Origin of the sequence: Streptomyces sp. NPDC002935 (genome assembly GCF_040611295.1) — a bacterium.
Lineage (GTDB): Bacteria > Actinomycetota > Actinomycetes > Streptomycetales > Streptomycetaceae > Streptomyces.
In genome coordinates this window covers 121,941-140,803 of record NZ_JBEXNW010000004.1, presented here as the reverse complement: position 1 = coordinate 140,803, position 18,863 = coordinate 121,941, and the positions used below count along the sequence as shown (strand labels likewise).

General features: G+C 70.9%; 15 protein-coding genes. 8 read left to right on the top strand and 7 right to left on the bottom strand.

Annotated features, from left to right (window positions below):
- Positions 1-137 precede the first annotated feature (137 nt).
- The 3 genes from ABZX90_RS06505 to ABZX90_RS06495 all read left to right on the top strand — a co-directional run bounded on the left by ABZX90_RS06505 (position 138) and on the right by ABZX90_RS06495 (position 2,856).
- Positions 138-1,397 (top strand): Gfo/Idh/MocA family oxidoreductase, encoded by a 1,260-nt coding sequence (locus ABZX90_RS06505; RefSeq protein WP_351128480.1) that lies wholly within the window; start codon positions 138-140, stop codon positions 1,395-1,397.
- Positions 1,398-1,472: 75 nt separating this feature from the next.
- Positions 1,473-2,117: a GNAT family protein gene (locus ABZX90_RS06500; protein ID WP_351128478.1), complete on the top strand. Its 645-nt coding sequence runs from the start codon at positions 1,473-1,475 to the stop codon at positions 2,115-2,117.
- Between the two features lie 124 nt (positions 2,118-2,241).
- Positions 2,242-2,856, top strand: a complete 615-nt coding sequence (locus ABZX90_RS06495) for an alpha/beta hydrolase (protein WP_355201950.1) — start codon at positions 2,242-2,244, stop codon at positions 2,854-2,856.
- Here the strand turns inward: ABZX90_RS06495 and ABZX90_RS06490 are convergent.
- The 4 genes from ABZX90_RS06490 to ABZX90_RS06475 all read right to left on the bottom strand — a co-directional run bounded on the left by ABZX90_RS06490 (position 2,837) and on the right by ABZX90_RS06475 (position 6,918).
- Entirely contained in the window at positions 2,837-3,727 is an 891-nt protein-coding gene (locus ABZX90_RS06490) for an MHYT domain-containing protein (RefSeq protein ID WP_355201947.1), read from the bottom strand. The two genes, ABZX90_RS06495 and ABZX90_RS06490, sit on opposite strands and share 20 nt — an antisense overlap.
- A 92-nt stretch (positions 3,728-3,819) precedes the next feature.
- Positions 3,820-4,629, bottom strand: a complete 810-nt coding sequence (locus ABZX90_RS06485; RefSeq protein WP_351128472.1) for a sugar phosphate isomerase/epimerase family protein — start codon at positions 4,627-4,629, stop codon at positions 3,820-3,822.
- 114 nt (positions 4,630-4,743) lie between these two features.
- Entirely contained in the window at positions 4,744-5,679 is a 936-nt protein-coding gene (locus ABZX90_RS06480) for a bifunctional helix-turn-helix transcriptional regulator/GNAT family N-acetyltransferase (RefSeq protein ID WP_355201944.1), read from the bottom strand.
- 189 nt (positions 5,680-5,868) lie between these two features.
- Positions 5,869-6,918 carry a LacI family DNA-binding transcriptional regulator gene (locus tag ABZX90_RS06475; protein WP_351128468.1) on the bottom strand — a complete coding sequence of 350 codons (1,050 nt, stop codon included), beginning with the start codon at positions 6,916-6,918 and terminating at the stop codon, positions 5,869-5,871.
- A 309-nt stretch (positions 6,919-7,227) separates the two neighbouring features.
- Between ABZX90_RS06475 and ABZX90_RS06470 the strand changes: the two genes are divergently transcribed.
- The 5 genes from ABZX90_RS06470 to ABZX90_RS06450 all read left to right on the top strand — a co-directional run bounded on the left by ABZX90_RS06470 (position 7,228) and on the right by ABZX90_RS06450 (position 14,497).
- Complete coding sequence (locus ABZX90_RS06470) at positions 7,228-8,379, top strand: Gfo/Idh/MocA family oxidoreductase (RefSeq protein ID WP_355201940.1); 1,152 nt, start codon at positions 7,228-7,230, stop codon at positions 8,377-8,379.
- Positions 8,376-9,533 (top strand): dihydrodipicolinate synthase family protein, encoded by a 1,158-nt coding sequence (locus ABZX90_RS06465; protein ID WP_355201937.1) that lies wholly within the window; start codon positions 8,376-8,378, stop codon positions 9,531-9,533. Before ABZX90_RS06470 ends, ABZX90_RS06465 begins: the two co-directional genes overlap by 4 nt.
- Positions 9,530-10,360 carry a sugar phosphate isomerase/epimerase family protein gene (locus tag ABZX90_RS06460; RefSeq protein ID WP_355201934.1) on the top strand — a complete coding sequence of 277 codons (831 nt, stop codon included), beginning with the start codon at positions 9,530-9,532 and terminating at the stop codon, positions 10,358-10,360. Before ABZX90_RS06465 ends, ABZX90_RS06460 begins: the two co-directional genes overlap by 4 nt.
- A gap of 306 nt (positions 10,361-10,666) precedes the next feature.
- Positions 10,667-12,922 carry an ATP-dependent RecD-like DNA helicase gene (locus ABZX90_RS06455; RefSeq protein WP_355201931.1) on the top strand — a complete coding sequence of 752 codons (2,256 nt, stop codon included), beginning with the start codon at positions 10,667-10,669 and terminating at the stop codon, positions 12,920-12,922.
- Between the two features lie 285 nt (positions 12,923-13,207).
- Complete coding sequence (locus ABZX90_RS06450) at positions 13,208-14,497, top strand: citrate synthase (RefSeq protein ID WP_351128458.1); 1,290 nt, start codon at positions 13,208-13,210, stop codon at positions 14,495-14,497.
- A gap of 583 nt (positions 14,498-15,080) precedes the next feature.
- Here the strand turns inward: ABZX90_RS06450 and ABZX90_RS06445 are convergent.
- The 3 genes from ABZX90_RS06445 to ABZX90_RS06435 all read right to left on the bottom strand — a co-directional run bounded on the left by ABZX90_RS06445 (position 15,081) and on the right by ABZX90_RS06435 (position 18,829).
- Positions 15,081-17,324 carry a heavy metal translocating P-type ATPase gene (locus tag ABZX90_RS06445; RefSeq protein ID WP_355201927.1) on the bottom strand — a complete coding sequence of 748 codons (2,244 nt, stop codon included), beginning with the start codon at positions 17,322-17,324 and terminating at the stop codon, positions 15,081-15,083.
- A gap of 92 nt (positions 17,325-17,416) precedes the next feature.
- Positions 17,417-17,656 carry a heavy-metal-associated domain-containing protein gene (locus tag ABZX90_RS06440; RefSeq protein WP_351128454.1) on the bottom strand — a complete coding sequence of 80 codons (240 nt, stop codon included), beginning with the start codon at positions 17,654-17,656 and terminating at the stop codon, positions 17,417-17,419.
- A gap of 498 nt (positions 17,657-18,154) precedes the next feature.
- Positions 18,155-18,829 carry a TetR/AcrR family transcriptional regulator gene (locus ABZX90_RS06435; protein WP_355201924.1) on the bottom strand — a complete coding sequence of 225 codons (675 nt, stop codon included), beginning with the start codon at positions 18,827-18,829 and terminating at the stop codon, positions 18,155-18,157.
- Positions 18,830-18,863 lie beyond the last annotated feature (34 nt).

Here is an 18,863-nt window from a genome sequence, read left to right as displayed (position 1 = left end):
GGGGCCGGCCGCCGGGGAGAACGCCTGGCCGGACCGCTGACCGCCGCGGGCGTCTTGTCGCGCGGATCCCGGGCGGCTAGCTTCGCGACGGACAGCGCCAACCGCGCCTGCGACCCGACTGGGAAAGCGGTCCACAGATGTCTCTGGTCGCCTCCGTTGTGACACTCGCCGTCGTCGGTGCCGGAGACCGGGGGACCGGCCACGCGCGCTGGGCCCTGGACCGTCCGGAGCGGGCCAGAGTCGTCGCCGTGGCCGAACCGCGGGAGACACGGCGCCGCCGGTTCGCCGCCGCCCACGCCCTGGAGCCGGACGCCGCGGTGGACGACTGGCGGGTGCTGGCCGCCCGCGGCCGGATCGCGGACGCCGTGCTGATCTGCACCCTCGACCGCGAACACCTGGAACCGGTACTGGAGTTCGCCGCCCTCGGCTACCACATCCTGCTGGAGAAGCCGATGGCCCTCACCGAGGACGAGTGCCGGCGGATCGTCGACGCCGTGGAGAAGGCCGGGGTGATCCTCGCGGTCGGGCACGTCCTGCGCTACACCCGGTACACCCGTGCCGTGAAGGAGGTCCTCGACTCCGGCCGGCTCGGTGACGTCGTCAATGTCCAGCACCTGGAACCCGTCGGCTTCTGGCACCAGGCCCACTCCTTCGTGCGCGGCAACTGGGGCCGCACGGACCGGGCCACGTCCATGCTGATGGCCAAGTCCTGCCACGACCTGGACTGGTTGCAGTACATCCTCGGTCAACCCCCCGTACGGGTCTCCAGCTTCGGACGCCTCTCGCACTTCCGGTCCGAGAACAGGCCCGAGGGCGCCGCCGACCGCTGCCTCGACTGCGCGGTGGAGAACGACTGCCCCTACTCCGCCCGGCGCGAGTACGGCGACCGGCTCGCCCGCGGCGAACACCACTGGCCGCTGAGCGTGCTGGTCGACGACTACACCCCAAAGGCCCTGGAGACGGCCCTGCGCGAGGGCCCCTACGGGCGGTGCGTGTACGCCTGCGACAACGACGTGGTCGACCATCAGGTGGTGTCGATGGAGTTCGCCTCCGGGGCCACCGCCACCTTCACCATGACCGCCTTCACCGAACAGGCCGACCGGCAGACCCGGATCTTCGGGACCCGCGGCGAACTGCGCGGCGACGGAAAGAACCTGAGCGTCTACGACTTCCTGACCCGCACCGAGGAGGCCGTCGACCTCGCCGCCACGGGCGGCATGAACGCGGCGGGCGGCCACGGCGGAGGCGACGCCGCTCTGATGGACGCGTTCGTCGCCGCCGTCGCCACCGAGAACCCCGACCTCGTGAAGTCCGGCCCGCGGGAGTCCCTCATCAGCCATCTCACCGTCCTGGCCGCCGAACGCGCCCGGTACGCGGGCACCGTCGAGGACGTTTAACCGCTGGACACACGCCGCCCCCACCGCATAGGAATCGCACCGGACACATACCGGTCGGCGAAGGAGTGCGGGGCGTTGGGTTTCCAGATGAAGGGGCCGGTTCTCGAAGGTGCGCTCGTACGGCTGGAACCGCTCGGCCGCCGGCACACGGCCGACCTCGCCGAAGCGGCGGAGGAGCACCGGGACTCGTACGCGTTCACCTGGGTGCCCCGGGCCGACGAGGTCGGGGACTACGTCGACGCGCAGCTCGCCCGCGCCGCGACGGGCATGCTCGCGCCCTACGCCCAGGTGTCCCTCGCCTCCGGACGCGCGATCGGTGCCACGGCGTACTGGGAGCCGCGCTGCTGGCGGACGGACGACCGGCTCGACGCCGTCGAGGTCGGGTTCACCTGGCTCGCGTCCTCCGCGCAGGGCACGGGCCTGAACGCAGAGTCGAAGCTCCTGCTCTTCCGGCACGCCTTCGAGGAGTGGGGCGTCTCCCGTGTGGACCTGAAGACCGATGCCCGCAACTCCCGATCCCGCGCCGCGATCGAGCGCACCGGCGCCCGCCTTGAGGGTGTCCTGCGCAACTGGTCCCGCTCCTGGGCGCCGGGCGAGGACGGACAACTGCGCGACTCCGCGATCTACTCGGTGACGGCGACGGAATGGCCCGAATGCCGGGACCGGCTGTCCGCGAGGGTGCGCAGAGCGGCCCGCGCGGCCGCGGACACCGTGGGCTAGGGCGGAAAGCGGTGGGCGTACAGCGGCCGGACGGAACGTGGGATCAGGGGCACGCCCCGGCTTGCCTGTTCCACCACGAGAGATGAGCTGGACCGAGAGGCCGGCCATCGGAAACGATCGGCCCATGACCTCGTACGACACGGACGACACCGCCCCGGCCGCGCGCGCCTTCCTGATCCTGCACGGCTGGCAGAACCACCGCCCGGAAGGCCACTGGCAGCACTGGCTCGCGGGCCGGCTCGGCGAGCTGGGCCAGCACGTCGTCTATCCGCAGCTCCCGGACCCCGACGACCCGGACCTGGAGGTGTGGCTGGCGGAAGTGGCCCGCCATCTCGGCGCGTTGGCCGGTGCCGAGCGCGTGGTCGTCGCCCACAGCGCCTCGGCCGTGCTGTGGCTGCACGCCGCCGCCCGCGGGCTGCCGGGACTGGCCGACGTCGACCGGGTACTGCTCGTCGCCCCGCCGTCGGCCTCCGTCCTCGCGGGGCTGCCGGAGATCGCCGCGTTCGCCCTGACCGAGCTGGACTTCACGCTTCCCGGGCACACCCGGCTGGTCGCCGGCGACGACGACCCGTACTGCCCCGAGGGTGCCGACACCGTCTACGGCGACCCTCTGGACGTACCGACTCGGATCCTGCATGGGGCCGCGCACCTCGACATGGACGCCGGGTACGGCCCGTGGCCCGCTGTTCTGGAGTGGTGTCTCGACGGAACGGCGGAGCTCACCGCCCGCGCTGGGTAGCCCGCCGGCCCGCCCGATGGTCCCGGGGCTCGAAGAGGGAGCCGGGGGAGTGCGCCGCGGGGCGCTCGGGCGGGGCGGCCGCGACGGGGCGCCGACGCGGGGCCGCCCGGCTCCAGTCCCCGTCGCCGAGGACGAGCTGGGGGTCGAACATGACCACCACTCCGGCCAGGATCAGGAACACGACCGGGCCGATGAGCATGGGGAGCAGGTTCGAGGCAGGCGTGTCACTGCCGTACGAGCCGCTGATGTACGACGCGTCGGTCGCGCCGTGGAGGTGTACTCCGACGGCGGCCATGCCGGTGTAGTGCATGCCGGTCAGGGCGATGCCCATCAGGAGACTGGCGCCGAGGGCGGACAGGAAGCCCCGGAACGAGGCGGCGGCCCACAGCGCGGCCGTCGCGGCGCCGACCGCGATCAGCACGGAGAGCGCGACCGTGAGCGAGTCGTACTGGATGGACCCGTTCAGCTGGACCGCCGACATGCCCAGGTAGTGCATGGCGGCCACGCCGAGCCCGGTGAAGATCCCGGCGGCGGTCAGGGTGGCGGTGGTGGCGCCGCGATATCCCACGGCGAAGACGCCGACACCGACCACCGCGATCGCCACGGCGAGGCTGAGCGCCGTCAGACGCGCGTCGTAGTCGATCCGGATCCCCTGGACGCGGAAGCCGATCATCGCGATGAAGTGCATGGTCCATATGCCGCAGCCGATGGTCGCCGCCCCGAGCGCCAGCCAACCGGGCTTCCACGACTGCCGGTTGTGCAGGGAACGGACGACGCAGCGCAGCCCCAGAGCGCTGCCCAGGCAGGCGACGAGGTAGGAGGCCACCGGAGTCACCACCCCGTATCCGAAGCCGTCCACTGTGCCTTGCATATATGCCAACTCCCCCTGAGAATGGGCTACTTGAGAGAGCCAAGGTCCCGCATCCAGGTTGCGTGGGCAGTCACGTACGGTAGGCGTTTGAGTTAACTCTGTGATGCGGCTTCGCTCAGCAGGCGGACGAGATGTTCACGCCCTGGACCCAGCAGCGCGCCCAGGGGCGCCGCCGTCTCGTACCAGCGCTTCTCGTACTCCCAGCACAGCCACCCGTCCCACCCGTGGCGCATGAGTTCGTCCACGCACGCGCCGAGCGGGAGGACCCCCGAGCCGAGTGGCAGCGGGGTCGTGTCCTCGGCCGAGGCGATGTCCTTGACCTGCGCGTACCCGAGGAACGGGGACAGCGCCGGGTAGGTCTGCGCCGGTGCCTCGCCGCCCAGCCAGGTGTGCATCACGTCCCACAGCGAGCCCACGTGTCGGTGGCCGACCCGGCCGAGGACACGGATCGCGTCCGCGCCGGTGCGGTGCGAGTCATGGGTCTCCAGCAGGACGCGCACGCCGAGATCGGCGGCGTACTCGGCGGCGGTTCCGAGCCGCCGCGCGGCCGTCGCGTCCGCCTCCTCGGCGTCGCCCCCGGGGTCGCCGCCCGGGAAGACCCGGATGAAGGGCGCTTTCACGTCCCGTGCCAGTTCGAGGAGTTCACGCATCTCGGCGAGGACGGGGCCGTCGTCCCCCGGCGCCGCGACCCGCGCGTATCCGGCGATCCCGAGCACCTCGATCCCGCCCGCCTCGAACTCCGCGGCCACGGCGGCCCGTTCACCCGGGCCGATCCCCGGATGCACGGGCTCCTCCGGATGCGCCCGCAGCTCCACCCCCTGATAGCCGTTCGCGACGGCCAGCCGTACGACGTCGGCGACGGGGAGTCCGGGGACGCCGAGGGTGGAGAACGCCAGCTTCATGGGGCGGACCTTACGGGCCGGGGGTGCGCCGCCAAAGGGGTCGCCCGTGTCGCACGGGGGGCGCGGGCGCACCCGGCGTCCGCCCCCGCACCCTGGGTGGTCGTCAGGGCCGCGTCACTCCGGTCCGGCGCGCAGATCCAGCCGCCAGTCCTGACCCACCAGGTCCGCGCCGAAGGACCGGTGCGGCTTCTCGGCGACCAGGACGAAGCCGTGGCGCTGGTAGATGCGGCGGGCGGCGGCGAGTACGTCGTTGGTCCACAGGACGAGCTCGTGATAGCCGACGCCGCGCGCGAAGTCGACGACGGACCCGACGAGACGGTCGCCGATGCCGAGGCCCCGTGTCTCCGGCTCGACGAGCAGCAGGCGCAGCCGGGCCGCGCCGGGAGCGTCGTCCCGTACGCACATCACGCATCCGACGGGCCGGCCGTCGAGCTCGGCGATCCACACCCGCTCCAGGTGGGGGTCGTGATCCTCGGCGAAGTCGGCGACGATCCTCGCGACCAGGCCCTCGTAATCGGTGTTCCAGCCGTACTCGGCCGCGTACAGCGCCGCGTTGCGCTGCACGATCCAGCCGAGGTCGCCGGGGCCCGGTTCACGCAGGACGACGTCCTCAGGGCCGGGCGCGGCCCGTCCGTCGCCCAGGAGCGTCCGCACCGTGCGCATCGCCTCCGCGAGCCGCGGCCGGTCGGCGGGGGCGACGGTCGCCAGCAGGGAGCCCACGGTCTGGCGCGCCCGTTCGTCGAGCAGGCCGGCGGCCTCCCGGCCGCGCGCGGTGAGCGTGATCCGCCGACGCCGCGGGTCCTTCTCGGAGGCCGCGCGTTCGACCAGCCCGTCCTGCTCGAACTTGTTCAGAATCCGGCTCAGGTAGCCGGAGTCCAGCGAGAGTTCGGTTCGGAGGTCGGCGGCGTCCGTCCGGGGTGTGTGCGCCAGCTCGTAGAGGACGCGGGACTCTGTCAGCGTGTACGGCGCGTAGAGATGGCGGCCGTAGTCGAGCGCGCCGATGACGTTCGTGTAGAAGCGGTTGAAGGAGCGGATGTCCTGGACGGTCATGATCGGCCCCGAGGTCGGCTCTGGATGGTCGAGGTGGCCTTTCGGCCCAGATATCTGACTCAGTCAGAGATACAGCCCACCCCGAGCATAGAACGCCCCACCGCGACCCGCCTACCCCTCCGCACCCGAGGCCCTGGAGTACCCCGGGGAAGGGCCAAGCCGGCCCCGGGATTCCCCGGGAAAGGGAGGTCAGTCCCGGGGAACCCCGGTGGACCCCCGCACCATCAGCTCACCGCGCACCGTGGCGATCCCGCCCGGCGGCGGCTCCTCACGGCCCATCGCTATCCGCCCTGCGCGCGCGCCCGCCTCGGAGAGCGGCAGCCGTACGGTCGTGAGGGCGGGCACGGCGTCGATGCTGAACGGCAGATCGTCGAAACCCGCGACGGACACGTCGTCCGGGATGAGCAGCCCGGAGTCGCGCAGGGCCGCGCATGCGCCCAGCGCCACGGTGTCGTTCGCGGCGACGACGGCCGTCAACGACGGGTCGCGGCGCAGGAGTTCGAGCGTCGCCTCGTAACCGGACCGGCGGTCGTAGCGGCCGTGCACGGTGCGCCGCGGGTCGTCCTCGATGCCGTGGGCGTCCAGCGCGACGCGGTGGCCCTCCAGACGGTGGCGGGTCGTCGTGCGCTCCTCGGGGCCCGCGATGTAGCCGAGCCGCCGGTGGCCGAGGCCGATCAGGTGCTCGGTGAGCTGCTTGCCGCCGCCGCGGTTGTCGAAGGTGAGCGCGATCGCCTCGGGTGCCTCCGGCGCGGGCGGCCGCCCGCACAGCACGACCCGGGTACCCGCCTCCGCCAGCCTGCGCAGCTTCGCGGCCACGGCACCGGCGTGGGCGGTGTCCTCGATGGCGCCGCCGGTCAGAACGACCGCGGCGGCGCGTTGGCGCTGAAGGAGTGTGAGGTAGGTGAGCTCGCGCTCCGGGGAGCCGCCGGTGTTGCAGACGACGCCGAGCCGCTCCCCGCCCGCGCGCCCCCCGGGACCGCCGATCTCGGACTGGATCGCGGCCGCCATGATCCCGAAGAAGGGATCGGCGATGTCGTTGACCAGGATTCCGACGAGGTCGGAGGTCGCCGCGGCCAGCGAGCTCGCGGGCCCGTTCAGTACGTAGTCCAGCTCGTCCACGGCGCGCAGCACCCGCTCGCGCGTGGAGGAGGCCACGGGATAGTTCCCGTTCAGCACGCGCGACACCGTCGCGGGAGAGACCTGCGCGCGAGCCGCCACGTCCGCCAGGGTCACCGTCATCTCGTCGTCCTCCGGTCGCGCGTTTCGTCGTACCGATTCGTACGTCTCGTACGTCGTCGTGCCTGGCCATGCCTCGTCGTACGGCGTCGAACGCGGAGTCGAAGGCCGAGTGCGCCGCTTGCCGTGGCCAGGGTTCGTGCAGACCATACGGCCATCGGCCCGAGTTGTTCGCCCCCTCGAACAACTCGTCTTCGCGGTGGTCTTGTCCGGACCGCTGCACAGAGGCTAGCTTCTCAACGGATAGAAAGCGCTTGCTAGTACGCTCACCTGTGAGCGCGCTCGGCGCCTGACGCGTACGAAGGGAATGACGTGACACGCAAGACGGTGCGTATCGCCATGAACGGCGTGACGGGACGCATGGGCTACCGCCAGCACCTCGTCCGTTCGATTCTCGCCCTGCGTGACCAGGGCGGTCTCGACCTGGGCGACGGCACCGTGCTGTGGCCCGAGCCCGTCCTCGTCGGCCGCCGCGAACGCGCCCTGAAGGAGCTCGCCGAGCGGCACGGCCTCGAACACTGGTCGACCGACCTGGACGCGGTCCTCGCCGATCCGACCGTCGACCTCTACTTCGACGCCCAGGTGACGTCCGCCCGCGAGGAGGCCGTCAGGAAGGCCGTCGCCGCGGGCAAGCACGTCTACACCGAGAAGCCCACCGCCACGGGCCTCGACGGAGCGCTCGAACTGGCCCGGCTCGCGCACGCCGCCGGCATCAAGCACGGTGTCGTCCAGGACAAGCTCTTCCTCCCCGGCCTGCTCAAGCTGAAGCGGCTCATCGACGGCGGCTTCTTCGGGCGGATCCTGTCCGTCCGCGGGGAGTTCGGCTACTGGGTCTTCGAGGGCGACTGGCAGCAGGCCCAGCGGCCCTCCTGGAACTACCGCGCCGAGGACGGCGGCGGCATCGTCGTCGACATGTTCCCGCACTGGGAGTACGTCCTGCACGAGCTCTTCGGCCGTGTCACCTCCGTGCAGGCGCTCACCGCCACCCACATCCCGCAGCGCTGGGACGAGCGGGACAAGCCGTACGACGCCACGGCCGACGACGCCGCCTACGGCATCTTCGAACTGGAGGGCGGCGCGGTCGCCCAGATCAACTCCTCCTGGGCCGTGCGCGTCAACCGCGACGAGCTCGTCGAGTTCCAGGTCGACGGCACGGAAGGATCGGCCGTCGCCGGGCTCCGCAACTGCCGTGTCCAGCACCGTAGTTCGACCCCCAAGCCGGTCTGGAACCCGGACATCCCGGCGACCTACTCCTTCCGCGACCAGTGGCAGGAGGTCCCCGACAACGCCGAGTTCGACAACGGCTTCAAGGCCCAGTGGGAACTGTTCCTGCGGCACGTCTACGCCGACGCCCCCTACCGCTGGGACCTCCTCGCCGGCGCCCGTGGCGTGCAACTCGCCGAGCTGGGCCTGAGGTCCTCGGCCGAGGGCCGCCGTCTCGACGTACCGGAGATCGCGCTGTGACCATCCGACTCCCGGGCGCCGACGGCCGGTTGCGGACCTACGAGCCGCGCACCGAGCCCCTCGCCGTCCTCCCCGACGGTGCGCCCCTCGCCTCCCGTACGGTCTTCTCGGCCGCGCACGTCGTCGCCGACCCGTACGCGGACGTCTCGCCCGACGGGCCCGCCGCCGTCGACTGGGACGCCACGCTCGCTTTCCGGCGCCATCTGTGGTCGCACGGCCTCGGTGTCGCCGAGGCGATGGACACCGCCCAGCGGGGGATGGGCCTGGACTGGGCCGGGGCGGCCGAACTCGTCCGCAGGTCCTCGGCCGAGGCCAGGGCCGTCGGAGGCAGGATCGCCTGCGGCGTCGGGACGGACCAGCTCACGGGCCCGGCCACGCTCCCCGAGGTGCGGGCCGCGTACGAGGAACAGCTCGCCCTCGTCGAGGAGACGGGCGCCCGGGCGATCCTGATGGCCTCCCGCGCGCTCGCCGCGACCGCCGCCGGACCCGAGGACTACCTCGACGTCTACGGCCACCTCCTGCGCCAGGCCGCCGACCCGGTGATCCTGCACTGGCTGGGCCCGATGTTCGACCCGGCCCTGGCGGGCTACTGGGGATCGGACGACCTGGACGCGGCGACGGAGGTGTTCCTGGAGGTGATCGCCGCCCACCCGGACAAGGTGGACGGCATCAAGGTCTCGCTGCTGGACGCCCGCCGGGAGGTCGAACTGCGCCGCCGCCTCCCGGACGGCGTCCGCTGCTACACCGGCGACGACTTCAACTACCCCGAGCTGATCGCGGGCGACGAGCGGGGCTTCAGCCACGCGCTGCTCGGCATCTTCGACCCCCTCGGCCCGGCGGCCGCTCAGGCCGTACGGGTACTGGACACGGGCGACGTCAAGGGCTTCCGTGAACTCCTCGACCCCACCGTCGAGTTGTCCCGGCACCTCTTCCAGCCCCCGACCCGCTTCTACAAGACGGGCGTCGTGTTCCTGGCCTGGCTCGCGGGTCACCAGGAGCACTTCACGATGGTGGGCGGACTGCAGTCGGCACGCTCGCTGCCGCACTTCGCGCGCGCCTACGAACTGGCCGACGGCCTGGGCCTGTTCCCGAGCCCGGAACGCGCCGAGACACGTATGAAGACCTTGCTGGCCCTGTACGGGGTGACCTCATGAGCAGCCTCGCCCGCTTCTCCGTCAACCAGATGACGGTCAAGCAGCTCTCGATACCCGAACTCGTCGAAGCCTGCGTGGAGATGGGCATCCCGGGCGTCGGTCTCTGGCGCGAACCCGTGAGGTCGTACGGCCTCGACGCCACCGCCCGCCTCGTCCGCGACGCGGGTCTGGCCGTCACCACCCTCTGCCGGGGCGGCTTCTTCACGGCGATCGACCCGCGGGAGCGAAAGCTCGCCCTGGACGACAACCGGGCGGCAGTCGACGAGGCCGCGGCCCTGGGCACCGACACCCTCGTCCTGGTCTCCGGCGGTCTGCCGCCCGGCTCGAAGGACCTGTACGGCGCCCGCGAGCGCATCGCCGACGCGCTCGCCGAACTGGGCCCCTACGCCGCCTCCCGTGGTGTGCGGCTGGCCATCGAGCCGCTCCACCCCATGTACGCCGCCGACCGCTGCGTGGTCTCCACCCTCGCCCAGGCCCTGGACCTCGCGGAACGCTTCCCCGCGGACCAGGTGGGCGTCACCGTCGACACCTACCACCTCTGGTGGGACGACACGGCACCCGCCCAGATCGCCCGCGCGGGGGCCGGCGGCCGCATCCACACCTTCCAGCTCGCCGACTGGACCACCCCGCTGCCCGAGGGCGTCCTCAACGGCCGCGGCCAGCTCGGCGACGGCTCGATCGACTTCCGCGCGTGGCGGGGTCATGTGGAGGCGGCGGGTTACGCCGGACCCATCGAGGTCGAACTCTTCAACGACGAGCTGTGGGCCCGGGACGGGCGCGAGGTGCTGGCCGAGACGGCGGCCCGGTTCGTGGAGCACGCCGGATGAGGCCAGCGAGCGGCGCCTGACCAGCGGCGGGTCCGTACGGCCGCGGTCGTCCGAAAGAATCTTCAGAAGTCCGTGCAACCCTTCGCCGACCTCGCGGGTCTACGTGGCATCAGGACTTCTTGGGGGAGGATCTGGGGGGATCGCGGGGGTTCTGATACGGAGGGGAAAGCCGAGGGGCCCGGTCGACAGACCGGGCCCCTCGAAGTCTTTTCCGCCCGCCGTCGGAGGTGACGCGCGCCCCGGACGACATCCCCTGGTTGTCCACAGTGCCGGAGCGCTGTCGGAGGCGGACGGTACCGTCGGATCATGTCCAATCAGGCGGGGGACGCCCAGACCGGCGAGCGGCGACTGGCCACGCTGGAAGGCGTGCTCGAACGCATCACGTACGCCAACGAGGAGAACGGATACACGGTCGCCCGGGTGGACACCGGCCGGGGCGCCGGCGATCTGCTCACCGTCGTCGGCTCGCTTCTCGGCGCCCAGGCCGGCGAGTCCCTGCGCATGGAGGGCCGCTGGGGCTCCCACCCGCAGTACGGCAAGCAGTTCACGGTGGAGAACTACACGACGGTGCTCCCCGCCACCGTCCAGGGCATCCGCCGCTACCTCGGCTCCGGCCTGGTCAAGGGCATCGGCCCGGTCTTCGCCGACCGCATCACCCAGCACTTCGGACTCGACACCCTGCGGATCATCGAGGAGGAGCCGAAGCGGCTCATCGAGGTCCCGGGACTCGGCCCCAAGCGCACGGGGAGGATCGCCGACGCCTGGGAGCAGCAGAAGGCGATCAAGGAGGTCATGCTCTTCCTCCAGACCGTCGAGGTGTCCACCTCCATCGCGGTCCGCATCTACAAGAAGTACGGCGACGCGTCGATCTCGGTCGTGAAGAACCAGCCCTACCGCCTGGCGTCCGACGTCTGGGGCATCGGCTTCCTCACCGCCGACAAGATCGCCCAGTCCGTCGGCATACCGCACGACAGCCCGGAGCGCGTCAAGGCCGGCCTTCAGTACGCCCTGTCGCAGTCCACCGACCAGGGCCACTGCTACCTCCCCGAGGAGCGGCTGATCGCGGACGCGGTGAAGCTGCTCCAGGTCGACACCGGCCTGGTCATCGAGTGCCTGGCCGAGCTGGCGGCGCCCGCGGAGGAGGGCGAGGACCCCGGTGTCGTACGGGAGAGGGTGCCGGGGCCGGACGGCGGCGACCCCGTGACGGCCATCTATCTGGTCCCCTTCCATCGCGCCGAACTCTCGCTCTCCGCACAGCTGTTGCGCCTGCTGCGCACCGACCGGGACCGGATGCCCGGCTTCCACGACGTGGTCTGGGACAAGGCCCTGGCCTGGCTGAAGGGGCGTACGGGCGCCGAGCTGGCCCCCGAGCAGCAGGCGGCGGTCCGGCTCGCGCTCACCGAGAAGGTCGCCGTGCTCACCGGAGGTCCGGGCTGCGGCAAGTCGTTCACGGTCCGCTCGATCGTGGAGCTGGCCCGCGCCAAGGGCGCCAAGGTGATGCTCGCCGCGCCCACCGGCCGTGCCGCCAAGCGTCTCGCCGAGCTGACCGGAGCCGAGGCCTCCACCGTGCACCGGCTCCTGGAGCTCAAGCCGGGCGGCGACGCGGCGTACGACAAGGACCGGCCGCTGGACGCCGACCTCGTGGTCGTGGACGAGGCCTCCATGCTCGACCTCCTGCTCGCCAACAAGCTGGTCAAGGCGGTGCCGCCGGGCGCCCATCTGCTCTTCGTCGGCGATGTCGACCAACTGCCGAGCGTCGGCGCGGGCGAGGTGCTGCGCGACCTGCTCGCCGACCGCGGCCCGGTCCCGGCGGTCCGCCTCACCCAGGTCTTCCGCCAGGCCCAGCGGTCCGGGGTGGTGACCAACGCGCACCGGATCAACTCCGGGCAGCACCCGGTCACCGACGGCATGAAGGACTTCTTCCTGTTCGTCGAGGACGACACCGAGGAGGCGGGGCGGCTCACCGTGGACGTGGCGGCCCGGCGGATTCCGGCCAAGTTCGGTCTCGACCCGCGCCGGGACATCCAGGTCCTCGCTCCCATGCACCGGGGCCCGGCCGGCGCGGGCCACCTCAACGGCCTGCTCCAGCAGGCCATCACCCCCGGCCGCCCGGACCTCGCCGAGAAGCGGTTCGGCGGCCGTGTCTTCCGGGTCGGCGACAAGGTCACCCAGATCCGCAACAACTACGAGAAGGGCGAGAACGGCGTCTTCAACGGCACCGTGGGGGTCGTGACCTCGCTCGATCCGGTCGAACAGCGTCTGACGGTGCGTACGGACGAGGACGAGGAGGTGCCGTACGAATTCGACGAACTCGACGAGCTGGCCCACGCCTACGCGGTGACCATCCACCGTTCCCAGGGCAGCGAGTACCCGGCCGTCGTGATCCCCGTGACCACGGGCGCGTGGATGATGCTGCAGCGCAATCTGCTCTACACGGCGGTCACCCGGGCCAAGAAGCTGGTCGTCCTCGTCGGTTCGCGCAAGGCGATAGGCCAGGCAGTGCGTACGGTGTCCGCGGGACGCCGGTGCACGGCCCTGGATTTCCGGCTGTCCGGCGCGTGAACCGCTGCCTCCTCGTCCGGTGAACCGGCCCGTTCGGCCGCCGAACGGGGCCTTTCGGGCGCGAGACGCGGTCGATCACAAAAAATGATCGATCAAACGAGTCATGAAGGTCACAGAACACTTCCAGATGCTGGACGAACGGGGCAGGATGAGCAGGTTGGCGGCACTGAGTGCCGCCAATAGGCCCAATGGTCGACCCCGAGTGCACTCTCCAGGGCCAAATGGGGGATGGTAGAGACAGTCAGGGCACCTCGAAGAAGAGGCACAACGTCGGTGAGGGATGACGTGAGCGACAACTCTGTAGTACTGCGGTACGGCGATGGCGAGTACACCTACCCGGTGATCGACAGCACCGTCGGCGACAAGGGCTTCGACATCGGCAAGCTCCGCGCCCAGACCGGTCTGGTGACGCTGGACAGCGGGTACGGCAATACCGCCGCCTATAAATCCGCGATCACCTATCTCGACGGTGAGCAGGGCATCCTTCGGTACCGCGGCTACCCGATCGAGCAGCTGGCCGAACGCTCCACCTTCCTGGAGGTGGCGTACCTGCTGATCAACGGTGAGCTTCCGAACATCGACGAGCTCTCCACCTTCAAGAACGAAATCACGCAGCACACCCTGCTGCACGAGGACGTCAAGAACTTCTACAGGGGCTTCCCGCGAGACGCCCACCCGATGGCGATGCTGTCGTCGGTCGTCTCGGCGCTGTCGACCTTCTACCAGGACAGCCACAACCCGTTCGACGAGAAGCAGCGCAACCTCTCCACGATCCGGCTGCTCGCCAAGCTTCCGACCATCGCGGCGTATGCCTACAAGAAGTCGATCGGCCACCCCTTCGTCTACCCGCGCAACGACCTCGGGTACGTCGAGAACTTCCTGCGCATGACCTTCTCGGTCCCCGCGCAGGAGTACGACCTCGACCCGGTGGTCGTCTCCGCGCTGGACAAGCTGCTGATCCTGCACGCGGACCACGAGCAGAACTGCTCGACCTCCACCGTGCGTCTGGTCGGCTCCTCGCAGGCGAACATGTTCGCCTCGATCTCCGCCGGCATCTCCGCGCTGTGGGGCCCGCTGCACGGCGGCGCCAACCAGTCCGTCCTGGAGATGCTCGAGGGCATCCAGGCCAACGGCGGCGATGTCGACTCCTTCATCCGCAAGGTGAAGAACAAGGAGGACGGCGTCCGCCTGATGGGCTTCGGTCACCGGGTGTACAAGTCCTTCGACCCGCGCGCGAAGATCATCAAGGCCGCCGCGCACGACGTCCTCTCCGCTCTCGGCAAGTCCGACGAGCTGCTGGACATCGCCCTCAAGCTGGAGGAGCACGCGCTCTCCGACGAGTACTTCGTCTCGCGCAACCTCTACCCGAACGTCGACTTCTACACCGGCCTGATCTACCGCGCCATGGGCTTCCCGACCGAGATGTTCACGGTCCTGTTCGCCCTCGGCCGGCTGCCGGGCTGGATCGCGCAGTGGCACGAGATGATCAAGGAGCCCGGCTCCCGCATCGGCCGCCCGCGTCAGATCTACACGGGTGTCGTCGAGCGCGACTTCGTGCCGGTCGAGGCCCGCTGAGGTTCGCAGACTGACTCGCCGGGCCCCGTACACGGGGCCCGGCGAGCCCGTACGAAGGCAGAAAAACGGAAAGCGCCCTGCTACTGGTCCCCCCACGGGCCGGCAGTCAGGGCGCTTTCCTTGTCCCGGTGCGGATTCCCCCCACGGGATCCGGCCGGGCGTCTGCGGGACAGCGCCTGAATCGCTGTGTGCCGGCACGGGGCCGGCGGTGAGCCGAGCGAGCAGAACTCGCTGTACTGCGGTGGTGCGGTGCGATCTGCCGGGACGCGTACGGATCGGGAGGGCCGCTCAAAGCTCCCCGGTGTACGTGCCCCGGCGACGCAATTTCCGGGAACGTCCCCCAAGACATCCCCAGATGTCAGTCACGCCCCCCAAGACGCTTCTGACATCGCCAACTTAGACTGACGAACCCCTTCGATGGTTACGTTCACATCACTGTGATCTGTGTCTCTTGCATATGTCCTGAAGATAGGCAAGAGCCCCGATATGGGAATCGAGGACCAAGCGTAAGGAAGATGCGTGAGCCCTGTGAAGAGCTTATGTGAGGCTCCCGTTGGACTCTAGGGGGACTCCTGCTCTGTCGTCACGCAAATGCTCTGAGTCGAAGGCTGTTCGTGACCACGAACACGGACGAGAAGGCCATCGCCGCTCCCGCGATCATGGGGTTCAGCAGGCCCGCGGCGGCCAGCGGCAGCGCCGCCACGTTGTAGCCGAAGGCCCAGACCAGGTTTCCCTTGATCGTCGACAGGGTGCTGCGCGCCAGCCGGATCGCGTCCGCGGCCACCCGCAGGTCTCCGCGCACGAGCGTCAGATCGCTCGCCTCGATCGCCGCGTCCGTCCCGGTGCCCATCGCGAGGCCGAGGTCGGCGGTGGCGAGCGCCGCCGCGTCGTTCACCCCGTCGCCGACCATCGCGACGGTCCGCCCCTCGCTCTGGAGCCGTCGGATCACGGCGACCTTGTCCTCGGGCAGCACCTCGGCGATCACCTCCGCGGAGCCGATGCCCACCGCCCGCGCCACGGACTCGGCGACCGCCCGGTTGTCCCCGGTCAGCAGCAGTGGCGTGAGTCCGAGGGCGCGCAGTTCGCGTACGGCCTCGGCGCTGGTCTCCTTGACGGTGTCGGCGACGGTCACGACGCCCACCGCCGCGCCGTCCCGGGCGACGACGACGGCCGTACGGCCCGCCGCCTCGGCCGTGCTCTTCGCACGAGCAAGCGTCTCGGGGAGCGTGTCCGGGAACCGGCCGACGGTGACGTCATGACCGTCCACCCGCCCGCGTACGCCGCGGCCGGGCACGTTCTCGAAGTGTTCCGGCGCGGGAAGGTCACCGGCGCGCTCCTGGGCGCCTGCCGCGATCGCCCGGGCGATCGGATGCTCGGAGGCGTGTTCCAGGGCTCCGGCGAGCCGCAGGACGTCCTTCTCGGCGGTGCCGTCGACGACGTACACCTCGTGGAGGCTCATGCGTCCCGTCGTCACCGTGCCGGTCTTGTCCAGGACGACGGTGTCGACGCGGCGGGTGGACTCCAGGACCTCGGGCCCCTTGATGAGGATGCCGAGCTGGGCGCCGCGGCCGGTGCCGACCATGAGGGCGGTCGGCGTGGCCAGGCCGAGCGCGCACGGGCAGGCGATGATCAGCACCGCGACGGCGGCGGTGAAGGCCGCGACCGTGTCGCCGGTGACCGCGATCCAGGCCCCGAAGGTGCCGAGCGCGATGAGCAGCACGACGGGCACGAAGACCCCGGAGATCCGGTCGGCGAGACGCTGCACCTCGGCCTTGCCGTTCTGCGCGTCCTCGACGAGCCGGGCCATCCGCGCGAGCTGGGTGTCCGCGCCGATCCGGGTGGCCTCGACGACGAGCCGGCCCCCGGCGTTCACGGTCGCACCGGTGACGGTGTCCCCGACGGTCACGTCCACCGGCACCGACTCGCCGGTCAGCATGGACGCGTCGACGGCCGACACGCCCTCGACGACGGTCCCGTCGGTGGCGACCTTCTCGCCCGGCCGTACGACGAAGTGGTCGCCGACCGCCAGCCGTGCCACGGGGACGCGGACCTCACGGCCGTCCCGCAGGACGGAGACGTCCTTGGCGCCGAGCTCCATCAGCGCCCGCAGCGCCGCCCCCGCGCGCCGCTTGGAGCGGGCCTCCAGGAAGCGGCCGAGCAGGATGAACGCGATGACGCCCGCGGCGACCTCGAGGTAGAGCGTGGACGCCCCGTCCGTACGGGAGACGGTGAACTCGAAGCCGTGCCGCATGCCCGGCATCCCCGCGTCGCCGAAGAACAGGGCCCACAGGGACCAGCCGAACGCGGCGAGGGTGCCGACCGAGACCAGGGTGTCCATGGTGGCCGCGCCGTGCCGCGCGTTCGTCAGGGCTGCCCGGTGGAAGGGCAGCCCGCCCCAGACCACGACGGGCGCGGCGAGCGTCAGTGAGAGCCACTGCCAGTTGTCGAACTGGAGGGCCGGGATCATCGACATGAGGACGACGGGCAGGGCGAGCAGGGCGGACACGGTCAGCCGCCGGCGCAGAGCGGCCGTCTCGGGGTCGTCGTCGGCGGGCGGGGCCGCCTCCTGGGGTGCCACCGGCGGCGGGGGCTCCTCGGCGGTGTAGCCCGTCTTCACCACGGTGGCGATCAGATCGGCGACCTGTACCCCCTCGGGGTAGGAGACCTTGGCCTTCTCCGTCGCGAAGTTGACGGTGGCGGTGACGCCGTCCATGCGGTTGAGCTTCTTCTCGACGCGGGCCGCGCAGGAGGCGCAGGTCATCCCGCCGATGGAGAGCTCGACGTCCGAGGTCGCGCCTATGGGTGTCTCGGGTGCTGCGGTGGTCATGGTCCGGCTCCAGGAATGAGCCGGGCCGTACGGAGCCGGTATGAGCCGGTCGGCACGGCCCGGTGCGGAGGAGAAGAGCTGCTGGGGTCCGCTCAGGCCAGGCCGACGAGCTCGAAGCCCGCCTCGTCCACCGCGGCGCGGACGGCACTCTCGTCGAGCGCGGCCGCGGAGACGACGGTGACCTCGCCGGTCGAGGCGACGGCCTTCACCGAGCTGACGCCGGGGATCCCGGAGATCTCGCCGCCGACGGAGCCTTCACAGTGTCCGCAGCTCATTCCGCTCACCTGGTAGACGGTGGTGACGGAACCCGTGGTGCCGGTCTGGGCGGTCATGGCGTTACTCCTCGTCGAGGCGTCTGGGGTGTGCGTGTACGGGAGGGATCCCTGGGAACCCCAGGGTTCTCCTCGATGGTCACCACACTATACCCCTAGGGGGTATGAAACCAAGTAGGGTCGCGTGCGTCGGCGGGCCGAGCCGCTCGTCCGTCCGGAGCGCGAGGACGACGGGCACCGGAGGGCTGCCGGGTGGGATCGGCGGCGGGGATCCGGGGTGCGGGAACGGCGGGCCCGGGGTGCGCCCGGTGGCTCATTCCGGTTCACGGCCGTCCCTTGGTGTCGCGGGGTCGGCCCCCGGGGTCCGGACGGGGGAGCCGCGTTTCGGCTCGTGGGCTCATCGGCTCGTCGGTGCATCGGGGCCTCGCCGGGGAGCGTGACACAGGGGTGCGCGGATGGGTCGATGCCGCGGATCGCTGATCGATTTGTCCGAACCTTATGGTATGTGTCCCCGGTGTCGCCGGCCGCAGTGCTGGTGGCGCCCCGGTCGCGCGCGGTTCAGCGGCAGGCGGGCTGCCCGACCTCGAGGATCGGTTCCAGGTAGCGGTGCATGACCGTTTTCAGCTCCGCGATGTAGGCGTCCCGTTCGGTGCCCTCGTGCGACATGATCAGGGTGAGGCCGGCCTTGAAGAGGTGGAGCGTCATGTTCGCCGTGCGGGCGCGCTCGTCGGACGCGAGGTCCGGCAGGCGGGTCGCGATCACCTCGTCGACGCGGGCGAGGAGGGTGTCGTGCAAGGTGCCGATCTCCTCGGCGATCGGTCCCGGGGTGTCGGGGCCGTGCATCAGGACGGCGAAGGCCGGGTTCTCGACGTTGAACGCGATCAGCGGGTCGAGGACCGCGTCGAGCATCCGGTCCAGCGGGAGGCCGATGTTCTCCGGCGTGAGCGCCCGTCCGTGCGACTGCGCCCAGTGCTCCAGCAACTGGTCGCTGAGGCCGACCGCGATGGCCTCCTTGTTCGGGAAGAACTGGTAGAGCGTGCCGGGTGACACACCGGCCTCGCGGGCGATGGCGTTCGTGCTCGCCGCCGTGTAACCGCACTGGCAGAACACCGAGGCCGCCGCCTCCAGGAGCTGGGCGATACGGCGCTCGCCTCGGGCCTGACGGCGGCGCGGCTTCTCTTCGGCGCGCTGCTGCCGCGTCGGCGACTCCTCGGTCTGCTGTTTCTCGGGCACGGGTTATCCCCAGCTTCTCGGGACGCGATTGACA

Bases quoted from the DNA above. Each gene is read 5' to 3' on its own strand.
- ABZX90_RS06490 (WP_355201947.1), bottom strand. From the start codon at position 3,727: ATGCAAGGCACAGTGGACGGCTTCGGATACGGGGTGGTGACTCCGGTG.
- ABZX90_RS06440 (WP_351128454.1), bottom strand. From the start codon at position 17,656: ATGACCGCCCAGACCGGCACCACGGGTTCCGTCACCACCGTCTACCAG.
- ABZX90_RS06480 (WP_355201944.1), bottom strand. From the start codon at position 5,679: ATGACCGTCCAGGACATCCGCTCCTTCAACCGCTTCTACACGAACGTC.
- ABZX90_RS06455 (WP_355201931.1), top strand. From the start codon at position 10,667: ATGTCCAATCAGGCGGGGGACGCCCAGACCGGCGAGCGGCGACTGGCC.
- ABZX90_RS06485 (WP_351128472.1), bottom strand. From the start codon at position 4,629: ATGAAGCTGGCGTTCTCCACCCTCGGCGTCCCCGGACTCCCCGTCGCC.
- ABZX90_RS06495 (WP_355201950.1), top strand. From the start codon at position 2,242: ATGACCTCGTACGACACGGACGACACCGCCCCGGCCGCGCGCGCCTTC.
- ABZX90_RS06445 (WP_355201927.1), bottom strand. From the start codon at position 17,324: ATGACCACCGCAGCACCCGAGACACCCATAGGCGCGACCTCGGACGTC.
- ABZX90_RS06505 (WP_351128480.1), top strand. From the start codon at position 138: ATGTCTCTGGTCGCCTCCGTTGTGACACTCGCCGTCGTCGGTGCCGGA.
- ABZX90_RS06460 (WP_355201934.1), top strand. From the start codon at position 9,530: ATGAGCAGCCTCGCCCGCTTCTCCGTCAACCAGATGACGGTCAAGCAG.
- ABZX90_RS06475 (WP_351128468.1), bottom strand. From the start codon at position 6,918: ATGACGGTGACCCTGGCGGACGTGGCGGCTCGCGCGCAGGTCTCTCCC.